This is a genomic window from Flavitalea flava (assembly GCF_054461575.1).
Window position 1 is genome coordinate 44,316 of the sequence record NZ_JBTLQH010000002.1, and the last position, 20,404, is coordinate 64,719.

Annotated in this window: 16 protein-coding genes and 1 tRNA gene; 10 read left to right on the forward strand and 7 right to left on the reverse strand. The window is 47.0% G+C overall.

Going from position 1 to position 20,404, the window contains the following annotated elements:
* Positions 1-40 precede the first annotated feature (40 nt).
* The gene (locus ACX0G9_RS02760; RefSeq protein WP_459063319.1) at positions 41-1,429 is read left to right on the forward strand and encodes a M20/M25/M40 family metallo-hydrolase; all 1,389 of its coding nucleotides are present in this window, start codon (positions 41-43) and stop codon (positions 1,427-1,429) included.
* A gap of 408 nt (positions 1,430-1,837) precedes the next feature.
* Here ACX0G9_RS02760 and ACX0G9_RS02765 read toward each other — a convergent pair whose 3' ends face one another.
* The 4 genes from ACX0G9_RS02765 to ACX0G9_RS02780 all read right to left on the reverse strand — a co-directional run bounded on the left by ACX0G9_RS02765 (position 1,838) and on the right by ACX0G9_RS02780 (position 4,051).
* Entirely contained in the window at positions 1,838-1,954 is a 117-nt protein-coding gene (locus tag ACX0G9_RS02765; RefSeq protein WP_459063683.1) for a type II toxin-antitoxin system HigB family toxin, read from the reverse strand.
* Positions 1,955-2,129: 175 nt separating this feature from the next.
* Positions 2,130-3,083, reverse strand: coding sequence for a hypothetical protein (locus ACX0G9_RS02770; protein WP_459063320.1), 954 nt, complete (start codon positions 3,081-3,083; stop codon positions 2,130-2,132).
* Between the two features lie 272 nt (positions 3,084-3,355).
* Positions 3,356-3,538: a hypothetical protein gene (locus tag ACX0G9_RS02775; protein ID WP_459063321.1), complete on the reverse strand. Its 183-nt coding sequence runs from the start codon at positions 3,536-3,538 to the stop codon at positions 3,356-3,358.
* A 437-nt stretch (positions 3,539-3,975) separates the two neighbouring features.
* A tRNA-Lys gene (locus ACX0G9_RS02780) sits at positions 3,976-4,051 on the reverse strand.
* Positions 4,052-4,260: 209 nt separating this feature from the next.
* Between ACX0G9_RS02780 and ACX0G9_RS02785 the strand changes: the two genes are divergently transcribed.
* The 5 genes from ACX0G9_RS02785 to ACX0G9_RS02805 all read left to right on the forward strand — a co-directional run bounded on the left by ACX0G9_RS02785 (position 4,261) and on the right by ACX0G9_RS02805 (position 12,498).
* Positions 4,261-5,067, forward strand: coding sequence for an SDR family oxidoreductase (locus ACX0G9_RS02785; protein WP_459063322.1), 807 nt, complete (start codon positions 4,261-4,263; stop codon positions 5,065-5,067).
* Between the two features lie 9 nt (positions 5,068-5,076).
* Positions 5,077-5,898, forward strand: coding sequence for an SAM hydrolase/SAM-dependent halogenase family protein (locus ACX0G9_RS02790; RefSeq protein ID WP_459063323.1), 822 nt, complete (start codon positions 5,077-5,079; stop codon positions 5,896-5,898).
* Positions 5,899-6,063: 165 nt separating this feature from the next.
* On the forward strand, positions 6,064-9,288 hold the full coding sequence (locus ACX0G9_RS02795) for a glycosyltransferase family 117 protein (RefSeq protein WP_459063324.1): 3,225 nt from the start codon (positions 6,064-6,066) through the stop codon (positions 9,286-9,288).
* A gap of 551 nt (positions 9,289-9,839) precedes the next feature.
* Positions 9,840-10,937: a vWA domain-containing protein gene (locus tag ACX0G9_RS02800; protein ID WP_459063325.1), complete on the forward strand. Its 1,098-nt coding sequence runs from the start codon at positions 9,840-9,842 to the stop codon at positions 10,935-10,937.
* Between the two features lie 34 nt (positions 10,938-10,971).
* Positions 10,972-12,498: a sigma 54-interacting transcriptional regulator gene (locus ACX0G9_RS02805; RefSeq protein ID WP_459063326.1), complete on the forward strand. Its 1,527-nt coding sequence runs from the start codon at positions 10,972-10,974 to the stop codon at positions 12,496-12,498.
* Here the strand turns inward: ACX0G9_RS02805 and murB are convergent.
* Complete coding sequence (gene murB, locus ACX0G9_RS02810) at positions 12,491-13,627, reverse strand: UDP-N-acetylmuramate dehydrogenase (RefSeq protein WP_459063327.1); 1,137 nt, start codon at positions 13,625-13,627, stop codon at positions 12,491-12,493. The two genes, ACX0G9_RS02805 and murB, sit on opposite strands and share 8 nt — an antisense overlap.
* 117 nt (positions 13,628-13,744) lie before the next feature.
* Here murB and ACX0G9_RS02815 point away from each other — a divergent pair, with 117 nt between their 5' ends.
* Positions 13,745-14,428, forward strand: a complete 684-nt coding sequence (locus tag ACX0G9_RS02815; protein WP_459063328.1) for an NAD(P)H-binding protein — start codon at positions 13,745-13,747, stop codon at positions 14,426-14,428.
* Positions 14,429-14,570: 142 nt separating this feature from the next.
* The gene (locus ACX0G9_RS02820) at positions 14,571-15,560 is read left to right on the forward strand and encodes a c-type cytochrome (protein ID WP_459063329.1); all 990 of its coding nucleotides are present in this window, start codon (positions 14,571-14,573) and stop codon (positions 15,558-15,560) included.
* A gap of 22 nt (positions 15,561-15,582) precedes the next feature.
* Here the strand turns inward: ACX0G9_RS02820 and priA are convergent, their stop codons facing one another.
* Both priA and ACX0G9_RS02830 read right to left on the reverse strand, forming a co-directional pair.
* Entirely contained in the window at positions 15,583-18,021 is a 2,439-nt protein-coding gene (gene priA / locus ACX0G9_RS02825; RefSeq protein WP_459063330.1) for a replication restart helicase PriA, read from the reverse strand.
* A gap of 18 nt (positions 18,022-18,039) precedes the next feature.
* Entirely contained in the window at positions 18,040-18,651 is a 612-nt protein-coding gene (locus tag ACX0G9_RS02830) for a DUF4258 domain-containing protein (protein WP_459063331.1), read from the reverse strand.
* Positions 18,652-18,767: 116 nt separating this feature from the next.
* Here ACX0G9_RS02830 and mtaB point away from each other — a divergent pair, with 116 nt between their 5' ends.
* Both mtaB and ACX0G9_RS02840 read left to right on the forward strand, forming a co-directional pair.
* Positions 18,768-20,030 carry a tRNA (N(6)-L-threonylcarbamoyladenosine(37)-C(2))-methylthiotransferase MtaB gene (gene mtaB, locus ACX0G9_RS02835; protein ID WP_459063332.1) on the forward strand — a complete coding sequence of 421 codons (1,263 nt, stop codon included), beginning with the start codon at positions 18,768-18,770 and terminating at the stop codon, positions 20,028-20,030.
* Between the two features lie 78 nt (positions 20,031-20,108).
* Complete coding sequence (locus ACX0G9_RS02840) at positions 20,109-20,399, forward strand: hypothetical protein (protein ID WP_459063333.1); 291 nt, start codon at positions 20,109-20,111, stop codon at positions 20,397-20,399.
* Positions 20,400-20,404 lie beyond the last annotated feature (5 nt).

The window sequence follows — 20,404 nt, forward strand, 5'->3', positions numbered from 1 at the left end:
TAAATCTAAAACTTCGAAAAAGGAACAAATAAAATCGTCCATGACATCTTATGAAAAATATATTGATGCCAACAACGATGTACATTTAAAAGAATTCATTGAACTGGTATCTATACCAAGTATATCTTATATTCCATCGCATAAACCGGATGTTGAAAAAGCGGCTTCATGGATAGTGAATAAATTAAAAGCTATCGGAATGACAACTGCACAAACAATACCAACAGACGGAAATCCTATGGTGTATGGAAGTTGGGACAAAGCGCCTGGTAAACCCACGATTTTAATTTATGCTCATTATGATGTGCAACCAGTAAAAGAATTGGAATGGGATAACCCGCCTTTTGCACCAAAAATAAAAGATGGGAAAATATTAGGGCGTGGTGCGAGCGACGATAAAAGTGGCATTATGATACCTATTTGGGCAGTGGAAACGATATTACGTACTGACGGAAAATTGCCTGTGAACGTAAAATTTATATTTGATGGCGAAGAAGAAAAAGGTAGTCCAAGTTTTAAAAATTTCCTTATCGCAAATAAAGAGTTATTAAAGGCTGATTTCGCTTTGAATGCAGACGGTAGCCAATACAGTGAAACTACGCCATCAATTTTGATGAGTTTAAGAGGGTCTGCAATTCTGGAGTTTAATATAAAAACAGCCAATACTGATGCTCATTCGGGACAATTTGGTGGAAAGACACCCAATGCTGCAGTAATAATGGCTCAAATCATATCTTCTTTTTATACCAAAGAGGGAAATGTAGCAGTTGAAGGCTTTTATGATAAAGTAGTCCCAACAACTTTAGAAGAAAAAGAAATGATAAAAAAAGTGCCCTATAATAAATCTGATGATATGAAATTGTTAGGCACAACAGCAGAAGCAGGCGACACTACTTTTTCGTCATTTGAACGGGTCTGGTATCGTCCAACGCTTGAAATAATTGGCATGCAAAGCGGTTATACAGCGGCAGAAGGACATGCAAATATTATTCCTGGTAATGCTATGGCGAGAATAACCTGTAGATTGGTAAATAATCAAACCGGATCAGAAATTATTGATTTGATTGTGAAGCACATTAATAAAAATTGCCATGCTGGGGCGACAGTTTCTTATAAATTTACCAAAGGTTACGCAAGTCCCTTGAAGTTTCCTGCAGACACTAAAGCCTATAATTATGTATCCGATGCATTAGTCAAAATTTATGGGGCAGCGCCATTACAAATTGGTGCAGGATTTTCTACCGGGGCTTTGATTGATATTAAAGAAACGTTGGGAATTTATCCCTATTCATTAGGCTTTGAACAAGCTGACGAAAGGTGGCATGCTTCCAATGAATTTTTCAGGCTATCAAGTATTAGTAAAGGACAATTGATCTATTGTTATTACTTACAACATGTAGCCGACAAAGAAAGTGAACTGAAAAAGTAGAAACCACTCCGTCTTACGTGGGGTTTAGCATTATTGGGGAAGGACGTTGTTCTCGCTGGGACTATCCTAAATGATTGACTTAATTAATTAGGAATCACTTTTAACCATACCGACCCGAATCACGACCCTCGATATTTTAGGTTAAAAAAGTGGTGATATTTTTCCCTGCAGGGTTCCTGTTTACTTGAAGTCATAATTGAGCCTGTTGGACCAAAGGAATTGAAAGCGATTGACTCTTCTAAACAATTTGGGTATTTGATAGCTTCAATGGGGCTTGGAGCATTAATAACATAGTGTTTGTCTTCGTAGTCTTTAATCAGCAAAGCAAGAACATCGGCTTCGTCGCTTTGGGCAGATCCTGATTTGACTTGAAAAATATCTTCGAACCTTTCTAGTGATTAGGTGGTTTTATTTGTGAACTTTAAATTGATTTACTGTCTCGGGATTTACTTTGTCATATTCTGCATGGGTACCGACAAACTTGATAAACACCCATCCTTTTTGATGGTTAACTTCGACAATCAGCCTGTAATCGTTTTAGCGCCGATACCGGGCATACGAATCCCGGACTTGCCGTTCATGCGTTGGAGGAACTTTGACGGGTCCAACTTAAGCGGGATACTCGTACGGAAGTTTACATTAAAAAAGGTACCGTCCCCGTTTGCAAAACGGGAGACGGTCTCTTATGTCAATATGCGGATTAATTGTCTTTTATCCGGAAATAACGCAGTACCCCCGGGTAATCTATTGAAGCCGGAACATTGACGCCTCCGGGGATAATGATGCACCTGAACTGGTGGGCGTTGGAAATCCCTCCATAGGCATTCGTACTACTGGTTAACTGAATCCGGACATTGGACAGGGTGACTAATGCAGACCAGGTGTCAATATTTGCAACAGCACCATTCAGATAGGTAATGGAAATAGGAAGTTGAGCTACCTGGCTGGTAGGCCAGATAACCGGATTATAGCCATCCAGTTTCCCATACGTGAGCACGGCCCCTCCATTCAGTATGGCCGATGTAATAGCCGGAATGGCCTCATCATGATAAAATCCCCATATGCCGAAAACGGTGTCCTTGATATAGGAAGACGGGGTAAACCAGTTCGTGTACATCACATTGGCCGTCCCTGGAGGACCCTGAGGGCCGGTAGCGCCAAAGGATACCGGCGCTCCCCATCCTGAAACTGTTTTGGGGCCGTACAATAAATAATTGGTTTTGTCCAGGTAATAGTCTCCTGTGACGCCCGATGCTGCCGCTGGCACACCGCTGCCACTGAGCATCCGGCTGCCCGCAGCGCCAGTTGCCCCTGTGGCGCCGGTTGCCCCATTTGCGCCATCTGCGCCAGGCGCCCCTACCAGAGAAAAGCCCACTCCCCATCCCGAGGACGTTTTGGGGCCGTACAATACACTTGCCATCTGGTCGAGGTAGAAATCTCCTAAACCGCCGGTCGTACCGGATGGAGCACCCGATCCACTATAGATCACGGTGCCGTTCGCCCCGACGGGGCCTACTGCCCCGGTTGCTCCTGCAGCACCTGTAGCTCCTGTAGCGCCGGTTGCACCCGCAGGGCCGGTATCGCCTTTAGAACAACTTACTCCCATAAAAATCAAGGAAAGCAAAATCAACTGATAGCGCAATTTTCTTTTCATACAACGAAATTTAGTGATTGAAAACAGTAATTAAATTATCCTAAACTGCGACTTATGTATGAAGGGCAATACGAAGATATGGTTTATTAATAAATTATATTACAATTTACTATAATATTAAAATATGGCTTCACGAGACCATGAACAAAACCACTTATATAAACAGGGGCTGAACGGGAATTGAAGAAATACATCCCAAATCCGGTTGCAACAGAGCTATACAAGAACGTTATACCCGAAGCCTGAATCACGCAATTAAAAGTTCGAAAGAATCAGAAGAACGCATTGATCGTTGAGATTAACGAATTGAATACATGGATCACCAGTGGAAGGGAAAGGAGAAAACGGAGGAAAGACCTGAAGGAATTATGACGGCAGATGGTCAAGGATTTATTCACCGCCTCATCAAGCTGGAGAAAATATTGGAATAACTCCTGTTCTAATGCTTTTGTCATATACTCATCCTTTAGTACTCTTTACTAAGGTATCCAATGGAATATGCAATTCCTCATATAGTTTACGGATCATAGCCAGAGGATTTGTGCCAAGTCCTTGTTTGTTAACCCTTGTTGTTCCATGCGGTATTTGATAGCTTCAATGGGGCTTGGAGCATTAATAACATAGTGTTTGTCTTCGTAGTCTTTGATCAGCAAAGCAAGAACATCGGCTTCGTCACTTTGGGCAGATCCTGATTTGGTTTGAAAAATTTCTTCGAACCTTTCTAGTGATTGTTGATAGTCCTTTTTGTTTTTAATATTTTGAGAGGCATATCAGGTGGTTTTATTTGTGAACTTTAAAACAGAACGAAGCGGTTCAATTGATATACAGCAGGACGCCACTTTTCGAGAAAATAAAAATGGGACAAGAAGCGATTAAAGCAACTTGTCCCATCTGGTGATCCCGCTGGGACTCGAACCCAGGACCCATACATTAAAAGTGTATTGCTCTACCAACTGAGCTACGGAATCAACGATCTTTTCTACCCCTGAACGGTCAACTTTTTGAGGAGTTGTTGTCGTTTTTGGGAGTGCAAAAATAGGTGAAATTCAGTTCGCAACAAATTTTTCTGCAATTATTTTCGCACGATTATTCTTGGGTTATTCCTTTTTTCTTTTTATAAGCCACTTTAAGTCTCCTATTTTTGCACCCACATAATTATCTAATCTTCATATACTGTATGTCTTTTTTCAACAATAAAGTAGTAGTGGTCACCGGGGGTAGCGACGGCATTGGCAAAGCTCTCATTGCAGCGCTTGTTCCCCTGGGAGCGAAAATCGCCACCTGCGGGCGTGACCATGACAAATTGTATCACTTGCAACTGCAGTATTCCAACATTCTTCTTCATGCCCGCGCGTGCGATATCAGCAACGAAGCGGATTGCCGGAACTTTATCGAATCGGTCATCGAAACCTTCGGCGGAATCGATATCCTGATCAATAACGCCGGTATCAGTATGCGCGCCCTGTTCCTGGATTCCTCCACGGAGGTCACCCGCCGGGTCATGGATGTCAATTTTTTTGGATCGGTCTACGCCACCAAATACGCCTTACCCTCCATCCTGGAACGAAAAGGCACCATTGTCGGGGTGTCTTCTACCGCAGGTTATCGCGGCCTGCCCGGGAGAAGCGCCTATTCGGCCTCCAAGTTCGCCCTGCAAGGCTGGCTGGAATCCCTGCGCGTCGAATTGTATAAGACCGGCGTCCACGTCATGTGGGTCTGCCCCGGTTTCACGGCCTCCAATATCCGCCATGCAGCCCTCGATCAGAACGGCCAGGCCAGGGGTGAAAGCGTACTGAACGAACAAAAGATCATGACTGCCGAAACCTGCGCAGACCATATCATCCGGGCTATCGAAAAACGCAAACGAACGATCATTCTGACCTTAACCGGAAAAGTGACCGTACTTTTGAATAAGCTGCTCCCCTCCCTGGCAGACAAGCTTACGTATAAGTATTATTACAAAAACGGGGAATTCGTAAAATAAAAAACAGCAATGGCCTTAGTAACGCTCACTTCTGACATCGGTCAGCAGGATTATTTGGTGGGAGCTGTAAAAGGCCAGCTAACACAGATCAACCCGGCATTTACCCTGCTGGATATCTCCCACGGTCTTTCCCCCTTCAATTACCCCCAGGCAGCTTATGTCTGCCGCAATGCCATTAAGAACTTTCCCCCATTTACCTATCATATTATCCTGGTCAATCTGTTCGAAAAAAAGCCGGAACAACTGCTCCTGGCCTTCCATAACGAACAGTACCTCTTATGCGCCGATAATGGCCTGCTTTCCATGATCCTGGAAGGACGGCCGGAAATGGTCATCGGTCTGCCCCTGGATAAACTGGCGGTCAAAAACACGCTTTATTGCGTCAAAGTGATGGGCCAGGCTATTCAACAACTCGTTAACGGCAGTGGCCTGCTCGATATCGGTACTCCGGATCCTCCTTTTACCGAAAAAAACCACCTTCGCCCCCTCTTCGGAGACAACTGGATCGAAGGCCAGATCATCTTTATCGACCATTTTGAGAATGTGATCGTCAATATTACCCGCGACGAGTTCGAGGAAAGACGTAAAGGAAGGAGTTTCCGGATCGTTTTTAAACGGGATGAGATCATCGAAAAGATCAGCGAGACTTACGCCGATGTCGGAGAAGGCGAAAAACTCGCCCTTTTTAACTCCGCCGGCTACCTGGAAATTGCCATCCAGAAAGGGAATGCCGCCGGCCTCTTCGGCCTCCAGGGCTTTACCGAGCAGTCTCAGAACCAATATCTCCAAAGCCGCCTTTTTTATCAGACCATCCGGGTTTATTTCGAATAAAAAGGGCCATTTCCCTCCAAACCGGGTTAATTAGTGGTTAAATTTCTGGAGCGGCGTTCCGGTCGCGGCTTTTTGGCGAATATTCGCATGATTTGCGGTTTTCGGATTTGTGTGTATGTGCAAAAAACGCGTCCTTTGCGAATTGTGTAAAAAATCAGGTTTTCTATGAGTTTTAACAGAGTAAATAATATAGTCGGCTGGATCGTAGGTGTGATTGCTTGTACGGTCTATGTCATGACTATGGAGGCCACCGGCAGTTTCTGGGATTGCGGTGAGTTCATTTCCAGTTGTTATAAGCTGCAGATCCCCCACCCGCCGGGCGCCCCTCTCTTCGTCCTTATTGGCCGGTTCTTTATCATCCTTTTTGGCGATAATCCGCTTACGGCAGCCAGGGGTGTCAATTTTATGAGTGCTATAGCCAGCGGCATGTCGATCCTCTTCCTGTTCTGGTCCATCACCCATTTTGCCCGTAAGATCGTGCAAAAAAGCAGCCTTCCGGCAGGTAGCCCGACTAAAGGAAGCCTGGACCCGAACGGTACTTATTCACTGGCGGCTCTTACCAGCCAGCAGATCTTCACCATCATGAGCGCCGGTGTCGTCGGCGCCCTCGCCTATACCTTCTGTGATTCTTTCTGGTATAGCGCCGTTGAAGGGGAAGTATACGCCTCTTCCGCCTTTTTTACGGCCCTGGTCTTTTGGGCCGCCCTTAAATGGGAGCACAATGCCGACCAGCCCGGCTCCGATAAATGGATCATCTTCATTTTTTATGTGATGGGCCTTTCCATAGGGGTACACTTGCTGAATCTGCTGACCATTCCGGCCATCGTCATGGTCTATTATTTCAAACGCTATAAACCGACCCTCTGGGGAACAATTATCGCCTTTGTCATTGGCTGCGGTATCACCGGCGTCGTGCAGAAGTTCGTCATTCAATACACCATCAAGGGAGCAGGCGCCTTCGATATATTCTTCGTCAATTCCCTGAACATGCCCTTCTTCGTGGGTTTTGCCGTATTCTTCGTTTTATTGACGATCGCCCTGGTCTTCGCTATCCGCTGGGCCGTCCGTAAACAATATTATTACCTCAAGCTGGGTCTTTGGTGCAGCTGTTTTATGCTGCTGGGTTACTCCACTTATTTCACCACCATTATCCGCTCGAATGCCGATCCTGCAGTGGATATGTATAATGTCGACAACCCCGTGAGCCTGATGGGCTATCTTAGCCGCGACCAATACGGAGACTGGCCCATCGTCTATGGACCCGATTTCCAGGACCAGGCTCCGCGCGTAAAAACCGGAAACCTGTATGTAAGAGGAAAGGAAAAATATGAAGTGGCTGGTAAGACCACCGGGCAGGATTGGGGCAATACCCCATCTTCCCATCTCTTCCCCCGTATGTGGGATGGAGGAAATGACAGGAACCAGGTCGACGCCTACAAACAATTTTCGGGTATGAACGAAGGAGATGCGCCTTCAATGGCTGATAATATCAAATACCTAATGCGCTACCAGGTAGGCTGGATGTACCTGCGTTATTTTATGTGGAATTTCTCGGGCAAACAGAACGACCTGCAAGGGTTCGGCAATTTGCGCGACGGTAACTGGATCACCGGGATTTCCTTTATCGATAATACCCTTTATGGCGATCAGAGTAAATTGCCCGACAGCATCCATACGAATAACAAGTCCTATAACCGGATGTACCTGCTGCCCTTTATCCTGGGGCTTATCGGGCTTGTCTTCCAGTACACCCGTAACCGGAGAGATTTTATGGTGACCGGTCTGCTCTTTTTCTTTACGGGTTTTGCCATTGTGGTCTACCTCAACCAGGCAGGCTACCAGCCCCGTGAACGGGATTATGCCTACGCCGGCTCCTTCTATGCCTTTGCTATCTGGATTGGCCTGGGCGTTATCTGGGTGAAAGAACAGCTCGAAAAGGTAATCAAGGGACCTGCAGCCAATTACGCCGCAGCCGGTCTTTGTTTCCTGGCCGTTCCCATGCTGATGGGCAACCAGGAATGGGACGATCATGACCGAAGCAAAAAGACGCTCGCCCGGGATATCGGAAAGGATTACCTGGAAAGCTGTCCTCCCAATGCCATCCTGATCTCCTTCGGGGATAACGATACCTATCCGCTCTGGTACGCCCAGGAAGTGGAAGGCATTCGTCCGGATGTCCGCGTCATGAATTACAGTCTGCTGGGAACCGACTGGTATATCAATCAATTGCGGTATAAGGTCAATAAAAGCCCCGCCGCCGATGTGATCTTTACTCCTGAACAGATCCAGGGCAGCAGCAGGGAAGTAATAGGGATCGGTAATATGCCGGGCTTCGACCAGAATAAATACTACGACCTTTTTGATATGATGAAAAATATCGTCGGCAGCGACGATCCGAAATATACCAATCAATCCGAAGACGGCGACACCTATAATTTCCTGCCTGTCCGGAAATTGTCCGTTCCCGTAGATGCGCGTGTGGTGCGTGCAAATGGCACCGTGAATCCGGGTGACAGTGTAGTCAGCAGTCTTCAGCTGGAGATCTCCAAGAACAAAAATTACCTGTTCAAAAATGAACTGGCTGTGCTGGCCCTGATCGCCGCCAATAAATGGGAAAGACCGATCTGCTTCAATTCCACCTACGAACTGGAAGACCTGGGCCTGGCTAAATATATACGCCAGGACGGGCTCGCCGGCCGTTTGGTACCGGTAATAGACGGAGGTTCCGCTTATGGCAGTTATAATAATGATCTGGCCTATTCGAATATAATGACCAAGTTCGCCTATGGCAACGCCAATACGCCCGGGGTTTATTATGATGAGGAGAATCGCCGTCACCTCAATACCATCAGGGCCGCACATGCGCAACTGGCGCTCAGTCTGACCGATGGCGGTAAAAACGATTCGGCCCGAAATATCCTGGAACATTTTGACAAAAACGTACTGGAATCCAATTTCCCGTATGGTATGACCTCCAATCGGGGCAATCAGCATAACCGTATTTCCATGAGTTTTCTGCTGGGTTGTTACCGTTCAGGAGACCAGGCTTTAGCCAAAAAGGTCGCGGCTTCTTTGAAAAAGGACCTTCAACAGCAGTTACGTTATTATAAAGGTTTGGGTGAAAGCATGCCGGATGAACAACTGGCGGTAAACGCACAAATGATCATGCAGGGAAAAGGCGGAAATCTTTCAGACCGGCAGGTAGGTTTCGTTCAGGATATCATTTCCTCCTACCAGATGCTGCTGAATCTTGCCGATTGGGAAAAACAATACGGACAGGCAGGCGCAGCTTTACCTCAGCCCGGTTCTTCCGAAAAGAACCCGACCATGCTCAGTAACGGTGCTGCACCCGCAAAAGGTGGAAAAGCTCCTAAATCGGACACACCCTGACAACTGGATGAAAGGAATAATCACCCGGTAAGGACAGATCGCCCCCTAAAAAGGGTAAGCAGTCTTAAAGACTATGGCAAATACCAAATAACATTTGAAAGGGCCGCCCGTTGATGGGCGGCCTTTTCCAATATACCATGCCAGCGGGCCGCCATCAAATCGTTAATTAATTACAACTAAATCATTAATTAATTTGTTTTTAACCATTAGGTTGGTCTCCGGGGGGTATTGGAGGTATAGGGGAGTTACAAAATTATCCTTAACTTCAATCAGATGTGCACCGGGGATGGGTTGAAAAATCCGAAATACCCCAATCCGGAGCACCAGAAACGGGAATACATAATGACCCGGACCGGACCAGCCAAAGCTTGTGGAATAAATCGGAAGGTCTGATTTCCCGTATATATTTTATCATTTAGGTATCCGGAACCATTTTATCCGATTTTACTACATTATCCAATTTCAGGTTAATTTTTAAGGGGGATAAAGACAGATCAGCCGGAGGGTTATTGTAAATTATTTTTCTCATTCATTCAAAACAGGCTGCGTGTATGATAGGGTTCCATTTTACCGGATACGACCCCAATGAACAGGACAAATCCAAGTTTGACCAGTTGCTCGACGTATTTATGCAACTCCTCAGTTATACCAACGGGGATGTAAGCGAAACCTTGCAATGGATGAACCAGCTGGACAAAGAATACCAGTTATCGGACAAGGATTATGGCATGGGGGATTTTATCGATGATCTGAAAGACAAAGGATATATCGACGAGAATAATCAAACCGGAGAGATCAAGATCACCCCCAAGACCGAGCAGGGTATCCGTAAACGTTCGCTGGAAGAGATCTTCGGTAAATTAAAAAAGACCAAACAAGGGAATCACATTACCTATAAACCCGGTCAGGGAGATGAAATGAATCCCGAAAGCCGGCCATTCCGTTTTGGCGATCAGCTGGAACAGATCGATTTTACGGAGTCCATCCGAAATGCCCAGATCAATCATGGCATCGATAGTTTTAATATGCAGGAAGACGATCTGAAGATCCGGGAAATGGATTATAAATCACAGACCTCCACAGTGCTGATGATCGATATTTCCCATTCCATGATCCTTTACGGGGAAGACCGGATCACACCTGCCAAAAAGGTGGCTATGGCGCTCAGTGAACTGATCACCACCAAGTATCCAAAGGATACCCTGGATATCGTTGTCTTTGGGAATGATGCCTGGCCGGTTGAGATCAAGGACCTCCCCTATCTGCAGGTGGGGCCTTATCATACCAATACAGTCGCAGGGGTGGAACTGGCGATGGACATCCTGCGGCGAAGAAGGAATGCGAATAAACAGATCTTTATGATCACCGATGGCAAACCTACCTGTCTGAAAATAGGAAAACGTTATTATAAGAACAGTTTTGGGCTGGACCGGAAGATCACCAGCCGGTGTCTGAACCTGGCCGCCCAATGCAAAAAACTGAAGATCCCGATCACGACCTTTATGATCGCCAGCGATCCCTATCTGCAACGTTTTGTAACTGAATTTACCGAGACCAATAATGGAAAAGCCTTTTTCGCTTCACTCGATCACCTGGGGGCCTTTATCTTCCGGGATTTTGAAAGCGGTAAACGAAAGACGGTTTATTAGAAAATAAGTTAAAAAAAAACTGGAAGCCAAAAAAATGGACATTTCAAAAGTAAAGACACTGGGAGATTTAAAGAAAGCGGGATATGTACATAAGTCCGTAAAAGAAGAGATCCGTACCAACCTTATTAAAAAACTCCAGCATAAAGAAAGTACATTTCCCGGGATCATCGGTTATGAGGATTCCGTTATCCCGGACACGGAAAGAGCATTGCTGTCCCGTCATAATATTTTATTCCTGGGTCTGCGCGGGCAGGCCAAAACGAGAATGGCCCGGCAAATGATCGATTTGCTGGATGAATATATTCCCATGGTCGCCGGCAGCGAAGTCAATGATGACCCCACTGCTCCTATCTCCAAGTATGCCCGGGACCTGCTGGCAGAAAAAGGCGATGCTACTCCCATCACCTGGCTGCACCGCAGCGAACGTTATGGCGAAAAACTGGCTACCCCCGATGTAAGCGTTGCCGATCTGATCGGAGATATCGATCCCATCAAAGCAGCCAATCTGCGTCTCAATTTTGCCGATGAGCAGGTGATCCACTTCGGAATCATTCCCAAAAGTAACAGGGGTATTTTTGTGATCAACGAGATCCCTGACTTGCAGGCACGCATCCAGGTTTCGCTCTTTAATATCCTGGAAGAAGGCGATATCCAGATACGGGGTTTTAAACTGCGTATGCCCCTGGATATGTTATTTGTATTCACCGCCAACCCCGAAGACTATACGAACCGGGGATCGATCGTTACGCCACTGAAGGATCGTATCGAAAGCCAGATCCTCACCCATTACCCAAAAAGCATCGAGACCGCCCTGGCCATTACTGAACAGGAAGCGGATATTCACGCCGATCAAAAATCCCGGGTAACCATCAGCGATCTGGTCAAAAGACTGATCGAGCAGGTGTCTTTCGAAGCCAGGAGCAGCGAATACGTTGACAAAAAGAGCGGAGTCTCCGCACGTCTGACGATAGCGGCTTTTGAAAATGCCGTCAGTGCCGCCGAACGAAGGGCCATCATTAACAATGAAAAAGATACGCAGGTATGGATGAGTGATCTCGTGGGCATTGTCCCCTCCATTACCGGAAAGATCGAACTCGTATACGAAGGGGAACAGGAAGGACCATACCAGGTAGCCTTTAATCTGCTGGAAAAAGCCTTCCGCACCCAGTTCAGCCATTATTTCCCGAACCCGGACCAACTGAAGAAACGTAAAGTGGAATCAAGGGAAGAGAATCCATTCAAATCCATCACGCATTGGTTCGATAAAGGAAACCAGATCAATCTTTTCTTTAATACCAAGGATGATGAAAAGATCCTGCAATTGTACAAAGTAGATGGTCTGCATTCCGTGGTAAAGAAGTTTTTTAAACAAGCCAACGAAAAAGAAACGGCGCTACTTATGGAGTTTGTATTGCATGGTCTTGCCGCGTATTCGTTGATCAGTAAAAAAATTATGGAAGGAAGGATCGAGTTCAAGGACCTGATCGGATCGATGGTTAACCTGGGCTCGGGCAACTTTAATAACCCGGATGAGGATTTTGAAGGGGAGGATTTTAATTAAGAGGCTGGTTACGAAAATCCCTCGGTTTGGCAGGCGGAAGGATATTTACTTCCCGCTCCAATTCAATATTAAACTTTTTCTCTACGCTTTTGAGGATCTCCTGGCTAAGATCATAGATCTCTTTACCCGTGGCATGACCATAGTTAACCAGAACCAGGGCCTGACGGGCATGGCAACCCGCGTCACCCCGCCGGAAACCTTTCCAGCCGCATTGTTCGATCAGCCAGCCTGCAGCGAGTTTTACCGGGAAGGGGGTTACCACTCCGCTCCCGGCCTGGTCGGGGGCTTCTTCCTCTTCAGCGCCCAGGGCTGCCTGGGTGGAGGAGGATGAATTAGAAGGATAACCCGGGATACCTGGAAATTGCTCCTGCAGCTCGGTAAAACGGTCGGCCGTTACGGTTGGATTTTTGAAAAAGCTGCCGGCGTTGCCGATCTGTGCAGGGTCCGGTAATTTGGATGAACGGATCCGGATCACTGCATCCGAGATAGCCTGTATGCTCAGTTCCTGAACCCCTGCTTTCTCCAGTTCTTCCCGAATGGCGCCGTATTCGGTATGGAATTTTGGAGTTTTATTCAGCCGGAAAGTAACATTCAGGATCACGAACCGATCCTTGTATTTTCGTTTGAATATGCTCTCGCGGTACCCGAATTCACAATCATTAACACTAAAGGTGTATACTTTTTTCTCTTCCAGATTCCAGGCCTCCAATTCATAGAATACATCCTTTATCTCCACCCCATAGGCACCGATATTCTGCATGGGACTTGCCCCTACGTTTCCCGGGATAAGGGAAAGATTTTCCACGCCCGCCCAATTCCGTTGGAGACAATACAGGACAAACTGATGCCAGTTCTCCCCCGCTCCTGCCTTCACATAGACATAGTTATCATCTTCGCTCACCTGTTCTATTCCCTTTATCTCATTATGCAATACCCACCCATCGACATTTCCGTTAAACAGGATATTACTCCCCCCTCCTAAAAAAAGAACAGGCCCTTTGGTACCGCTGGCGAATTTCAACAATTGCCCCAGTTCATCCTGGCTGGCAAAGGTGGAATAATAACTGGCATTTACGTCAATACCAAAGGTGTTGAAAGGTTTTAAGGAGATATTTTCTTTGATTTCCATGGTTATTAGATTTCTTTGCAAGTATACGTAATACACGCATATGCAAGTATACGTAATACCCGCTTAACGAAAAGAAGGCTATAACAGAAAAAGGTTATACTTTTCCATAAAAAAACCATGCCAGCAAATACTGCGATCGTATTAGGGGCTACCGGGCAGGTAGGAAATCTGCTGGTTGATCATCTGTTGCAGGATCCCTTTTATGACCGGGTCAGGGTACTGGTCAGAAGACCTTATGACCGGGAAGACCCGAAGCTGGAAAGCCGGATCGTGGATTTCAAGAACCTTACCACCCTAAAGGAATCGCTGGGAGAGGGCCTGACTATTTTTTGCTGTATCGGAACCACCATGAAACAGGTAAAAGGCGATAAATCACTCTATCGGGAAATCGATTATGATATACCCGTGAATGTGGCACGCCTGGCTATTGAGAACGGTATCTTCCGTTATATGCTTGTCTCCGCCGTTGGGGCTAATCCCCAATCAAAGAATTTTTATCTCCGGCTAAAAGGCGAGGTCGAAGAACAACTGAAAAAACTCCCCTTCGGCAGGATTTACCTGATGCGCCCTTCCCTGCTCATGGGCCCGCGGAAGGATCCAAGACTTATGGAGAGGATCAGCAAGGTCGTTATGAAACCTTTGTCTTTCCTTTTTAAGGGAAAACTGCTCAAATACCGGCCCATCGAAGCATCTGATGTGGCGCTGGCCATGATTGTGGCTTCAACGCTGAATATCCCCAGTGCTTACGGGATACAGGTCTGTGAGTATGCGGAGATGATGGATCTTATTTCCAAAGGTTGAACCAGATCTTTACGAAAAATTGTATCCGCCCTTGGTTCAGAAGGTTAATAGAATATATCTTGCAAATCAATACATAAGTACTCTCCTATCTATGACCTGTAGGGTATTTATTCACCCTACACATTAACAATCAAATAGTTACATGAAAAAAATTGCAAAAATTATTGGCGCTGTTCTGGTGGTTCTCATTCTGGTCCTCTCCGGTTTACTGATCTATGTCAAAACAGCCCTTCCAAATGTTGGAGCAGCGCCGGTGATAAAGATCGAATATTCACCGGAGCGGATAGACCGCGGTAAATACCTGGCAAACCATGTCGCCGTCTGCATGGATTGTCATTCCACCCGTGACTGGAGTAGATTTGCGGGGCCTTTAACCGAAGGATCTTTGGGCAAGGGGGGCGAACGATTTGACCAAAGCGTAGGTTTTCCGGGTGTCTATTATTCTAAGAATATTACACCTGCCGGCATCAGCCGTTATACGGACGGAGAGCTTGTCCGTTTGATCACTACCGGTGTGACCAAAGAAGGCAGGGCCATGTTCCCCGTCATGCCCTACCAGCATTATGGGCAAATGGACCCGGAAGATATCAATAGCATTATCGCCTATATCCGTAATCTTGCCCCGATTCAAAATCAAGTCCCGGAATCGGTCTCCGATTTTCCGATGAGTTTTATCATCAATACGATCCCGGCTAAGGCCAATCCACAGAAAAGACCCGCAGTTTCCGAACAGCTGGACTATGGAAAATATATGGTCAATGCCTCCGCCTGTATTGAATGCCATAGCCAGGTCGATAAAGGCAAAGTTATTCAGGAACTCGCTTTTGGCGGCGGAAGGGAATTTAAGATGCCGGATGGCTCCATAGTGCGGTCCTCCAACCTGACACCGGATATTTCCTCCGGAATCGGAAACTGGACAGAAGCAGCATTTCTCGCCCGATTCCAGATCTATGCCGATTCTGCTTATAAACCGCAGCCTGTTGAGCCGGGAGCCTTCAACACGGTGATGCCCTGGAATATGTATGGCAAAATGACCAATGAAGATCTTGCCGCTATTTACCGGTATTTAAAAAGTTTGAAACCCATTAAAAATGAGGTCGTAAAATTTACTCCGGCTCAAAAGGCGAAATAAATTTCGTAAAATTTATCGGCCTCTATACCGCATCCACATCAGGAATGATGACGACGCTTTTGAATTTGGGGTGATTATGCAGGATGGCGGTTTGCTGGCCGATGACCTGTTTGGCATAGGAGATGGTATGGCCGTCCTTGGGTAATTTGAGCAGGATCTCCATCAGGAACTGGTTGCGTATACGGGCGACTACCGGTTCTGCCGGGCCTACGATATATTTCCCGAATTCCTGTTTGAGGTTATTGGCAAAAAAGAAGGCGGCCGAATGGACCACTTCCTTGTCCTTGTGTTTGAAGGTGATCATGATGATCCGGGAAAAGGGCGGATACAGGAAGCTTTGCCGCGCAGGAATTTCGTTCTGAAAAAACAGGGCATAACTATGCGACCGCACATAACCCAATACGGGATGATGCGTGTTGGCGACCTGAATGAGGACTTTTCCCTCGCCATCCTTCCGACCGGCCCGGCCGCTCACCTGTTCCATTAATTGAAAGGCCCGTTCATTGACCCGGAAATCGGCAAAACTCAGGATACTATCTCCATCCAGGATGCCCACCAGGTTGACATGTTCGAAATCCAGTCCTTTCACTACCATTTGCGTTCCCACGAGAATGTCTATACGCTGTTGCTCGAACAGATGGATCAGGCTGTCATGGGCCGTTTTGCCCCGCACGCTGTCGACATCCATCCTGGCTACTTTGGCCTTGGGAAAATTTTCCTCCAGATGCTCTTCGATCTTTTCGGTCCCGAAGTTGCGTTGAATAAAATTATGATTGCCGCAGGCCGCACAAGTATTCAATGGCGGATAGACCGTTCCGCAATAATGACAATGCAGCTTATTGGTCAGTTTGTGAAAGTTAAGGGAGACATCGCAGTTTTTACATTGCGGTATCCATCCGCAAACTTCACAGACCTGGTAGGGAGAATATCCCCGGCGGTTCTGAAATAAAATGACCTGTTTGCCCATCGACAGGGATCGTTCGATCTCCTGATGCAACTGGGGGCTGAGGATGATCTTGTTCTTATCCTTGTTGATGATCTTTTTGGTATCTATGATCTCTATATCAGGCAATTTTACCTGTCCGAACCGTTCGAGCAGACTGACCAAACCATATTTACCGGAAGAGGCATTGTAATAGGTCTCCACAGAGGGCGTCGCACTGCCCAGAAGAACTTTTGCCTGGAAAAGGGAAGCATAATAGATGGCCGCATCCCTTGCATGATAACGGGGAGCGGGCTCCTGTTGTTTGTAAGAGGCATCATGCTCCTCATCCACCACGACCAATCCCAGATCTTCGAAGGGCAGAAAAAGGGAGGACCTTGCCCCCAAAATGATCTTTAACTCTCCCGTCCGGATCTTGCTCCAGATCTCGAGTCTTTCGTTCTGGCTGAATTTACTATGATAGATGCCGATATAACCGCCAAAATGTTTTTGCAGACGCCGGATGATCTGCGAGGTAAGGGCGATTTCGGGAAGAAGATAAAGAACCTGTTTGCCCTGCCGGATGACCTCCTCGATCTGCCGGATATAGACCTGGGTCTTACCGCTCGCCGTAACCCCATGCAACAGACAGACCTGCTTTTCCCGGAAGGCCTGGATTACCTCGTCCAGGGATTGCTGCTGCGCCGGGGTCAGGTCAAAATCGATCTTGATGTCACGGGGGAGATATTTTATCCGGTCTACATTTCGTTTTTCGATGCGGACGATGTTTTTTTCCACCAGCCCTTTTAATTGGGCATCGGAAGCGCCCGATTTTTTCAATAGCGCCGGTTTGGTGACTTCGCCCTCCGTTTTGGCTAAATGTAAATATGCTAGCAAGAGCTCCATTTGTTTGGGCGCCCGGCTCCAGTTATTCAATAGGTCCGCCAGTTTTTCCTCGCTCCCGTATTCGGTATTCAACACTACATAACTTTCTTTTTTGGCCGAATAGGTTTCTTTTAATGCCTCCCAGACAAAACAGGCTTTTTTTTCGATCAGCCGTTTGATGACAGGATAAACATGCGAAGAATCCAGGATCTGCTGTACTTCGGATAACCTTAGCTCTTTTTTGAGCAAAAGCGCCTCGGCAACCAGGTATTCGTCATGATCCAGGGTGGAGAAATCGTCGCCCATTTCCTCATTAAAGACCAGAACGGTCTCTGAACTAAGTTTGAAATGGGCCGGAAGCGCGGCAGCCATCACTTCTCCTTCACTGCAGAGATAATAACCGGCAATCCATTCCCAAAGCCGGAGTTGGTTCGGATGAAGGATCGGCTCGCTGTCCAGCAGGTTCAGGATCTCTTTTGGCTCGAAGGCCTGAGGTTTCTCGGTATGCAAACGCCGGATGATCCCTGCGTATTTTTTGTTTTTTAACTGTACTTCCACCCGGCATCCCTCTTTGGCCAATGAACGTAACCGTTCCGGTACCGTCCAGGTATAGTTTTTGGGTAGGGCGAGCGGTATGATGACTTCGGCGTACATAAAGGGTGTCAAATATAGTCAATGGCAATCGCATTGCCATTCAATTCCCAGTTCAATACAGGTAATGACCACCAGGCCCCGGTCCGACGGAGCGAATACGACGCGCAGATGCTGCCCTTCCTTCGTATGTCCTTCCAGGGCGTATTTTGGATCGGGATGGGAACGGAGCTCGCTTTTATGATAGTTGATCTCGCCATTCTGCAGGATCTCCCTGATCTCGACTTCCGTAATATGCCGGCATCCCATCCGGCACCGGGCATGTCGGGTATAGATCAGGTGTTCCGCCTGACGGTCGATCGGATCCAGGTCCAATACCTCGTCCGCCGCATGGGCGGCATCGTTTTGCCGGGACCTGTTCCCGGCTTTGCCTTTTTGATTTTGGGAAGGAACCTGTTTTTGCTGATCACCTTGCCGCTTATCACCTTTGTGCTGACCCCCTTGCTGCTGATCGCCTCCGGAAGAAGGCTGCTGACATCCGTTCAGGCTATTCAGCAGGAGGAAAAATCCAAATGCCGGGATGAAGGATCGAAGCAGGGCCCTTTTCCCCTGAAAAAACCAGGGGGTTTCCAGGAAACGCAGGGATTTCGCCCTGAAGACCGGTGGGAATATCCTTATCAATGCCTGTTTCACCTTATGAAGATACGGCCATCCCTTGTAATATGCCCTTCCAAAGGTATCTTTGCTGATTGAATACTTTTATGATCCAAGAGGATAGTTTTATACCTGACCTACCTAAAACGAAGAGCGTGGCCTTCCATACGCTGGGCTGCAAACTAAACTATTCGGAAACCTCTACCCTTTCCCGTCTGCTGGAAAACGAAGGTTTCGAAAAAAAGGAGTTTACAGAAAAGGCCGATGTGTATGTGATCAATACCTGCTCGGTCACGGATAATGCCGATAAAGAATGCCGCCACCTGGTCAGACGGATCCAGCGGAACGCACCGGAAAGCCTGGTGGTAATAACGGGTTGCTACGCACAGTTGAAACCAAAGGAAATTGCCTCGATCCCCGGCGTTGACCTCGTCCTTGGCGCTGCTGAAAAATTCAATATCGTTCAGCATCTCAAGGAATTGTCCAAAGGGGATTCGGCCAGGATCTGCAGTTGCGATATCGATGAAGTGAACGTATTCCATCCCACTTATTCCCTGAACGACCGCACCCGTACCTTTCTAAAGGTCCAGGACGGCTGTGATTATAACTGCAGTTTCTGCACCATTCCCATGGCCCGGGGAAAAAGCAGGAGCCATTCCATCGACCGTACGGTTAAACAGGTAAAACAATTAGCCGAAGGCGGGTCTGTCAAAGAGATCGTGCTGACGGGGGTGAACCTGGGTGATTTTGGTAAACCCGGCAGTAAGGACGAACCGGACCTGAACGAGGATTTTTTCGGACTGATGCGCGAGTTGGATAAGATCGATGGTATCGAGCGGTTCCGCATTTCTTCTATCGAACCCAATTTACTTACCCCCGAAATGATCGAATGGGTGGCCGGTAGTAAAAAATTCATGCCGCATTTTCACATACCGCTTCAGAGCGGCAGCGACCGTATCCTTGCTCTGATGCGGAGACGATATAAAAGAGATCTTTACGCATCGAGAGTGAAACTGATCAAGGAACTGATGCCGCATTGCGCCATCGGTGTAGATGTGATCGTCGGTTTTCCCGGTGAAACGGAGGAGCATTTTAACGAAACTTTTCAATTCCTGCATGAACTCGAGGCATCTTATTTTCACGTTTTTACGTATTCTGAAAGAGACCAGACCAAGGCCCTGGAAATAAAACCCGTTGTCCCCCCCAATATCCGCCATGACCGGAATAAGTTGCTCCGCAACTTATCCTATCAGAAAATGCAATATTTTACCCGGCAACATGATGGCCAGACCCGTAAGGTCTTGCTGGAAGGCCATGTAAAAACGCCCATGATGGAAGGTTATACGGATAACTACATCAAGGTCACCACTCCCTACCAGGAGAATTGGGTAAACCAGGTGATCGATTGGAAATTGTAAACGCCAGCTGCCATATGCCTTTTGAACAATCCTTTGGAAGGTTTGTTAGTATATGTTATGATCACTCAACTGATGCCGATGCGAAAGTTCCAGGTTATTATCCAGTTTGAAATGAACGATGAGTTTTCAACGCTCGTTCCCCCTCACCGCTTATACATTAACCGGTTAATCGAAAAAGGGATTATTGACCATTATGTGGTAAGTATGGAAACCCAGCGGGTCTGGATCACCTTCTCCGCTGAAGATAAGGAGTCCGTAGAAAACTATCTGTCCAAATCGCCGCTGTTCAAGTTCTGGGATATCGAGATCAACGAGCTTTTTGTCGTGGATGGTCTTCATTACCGCCTGCCTGTCCTGCAAATGAATTAAGGCCT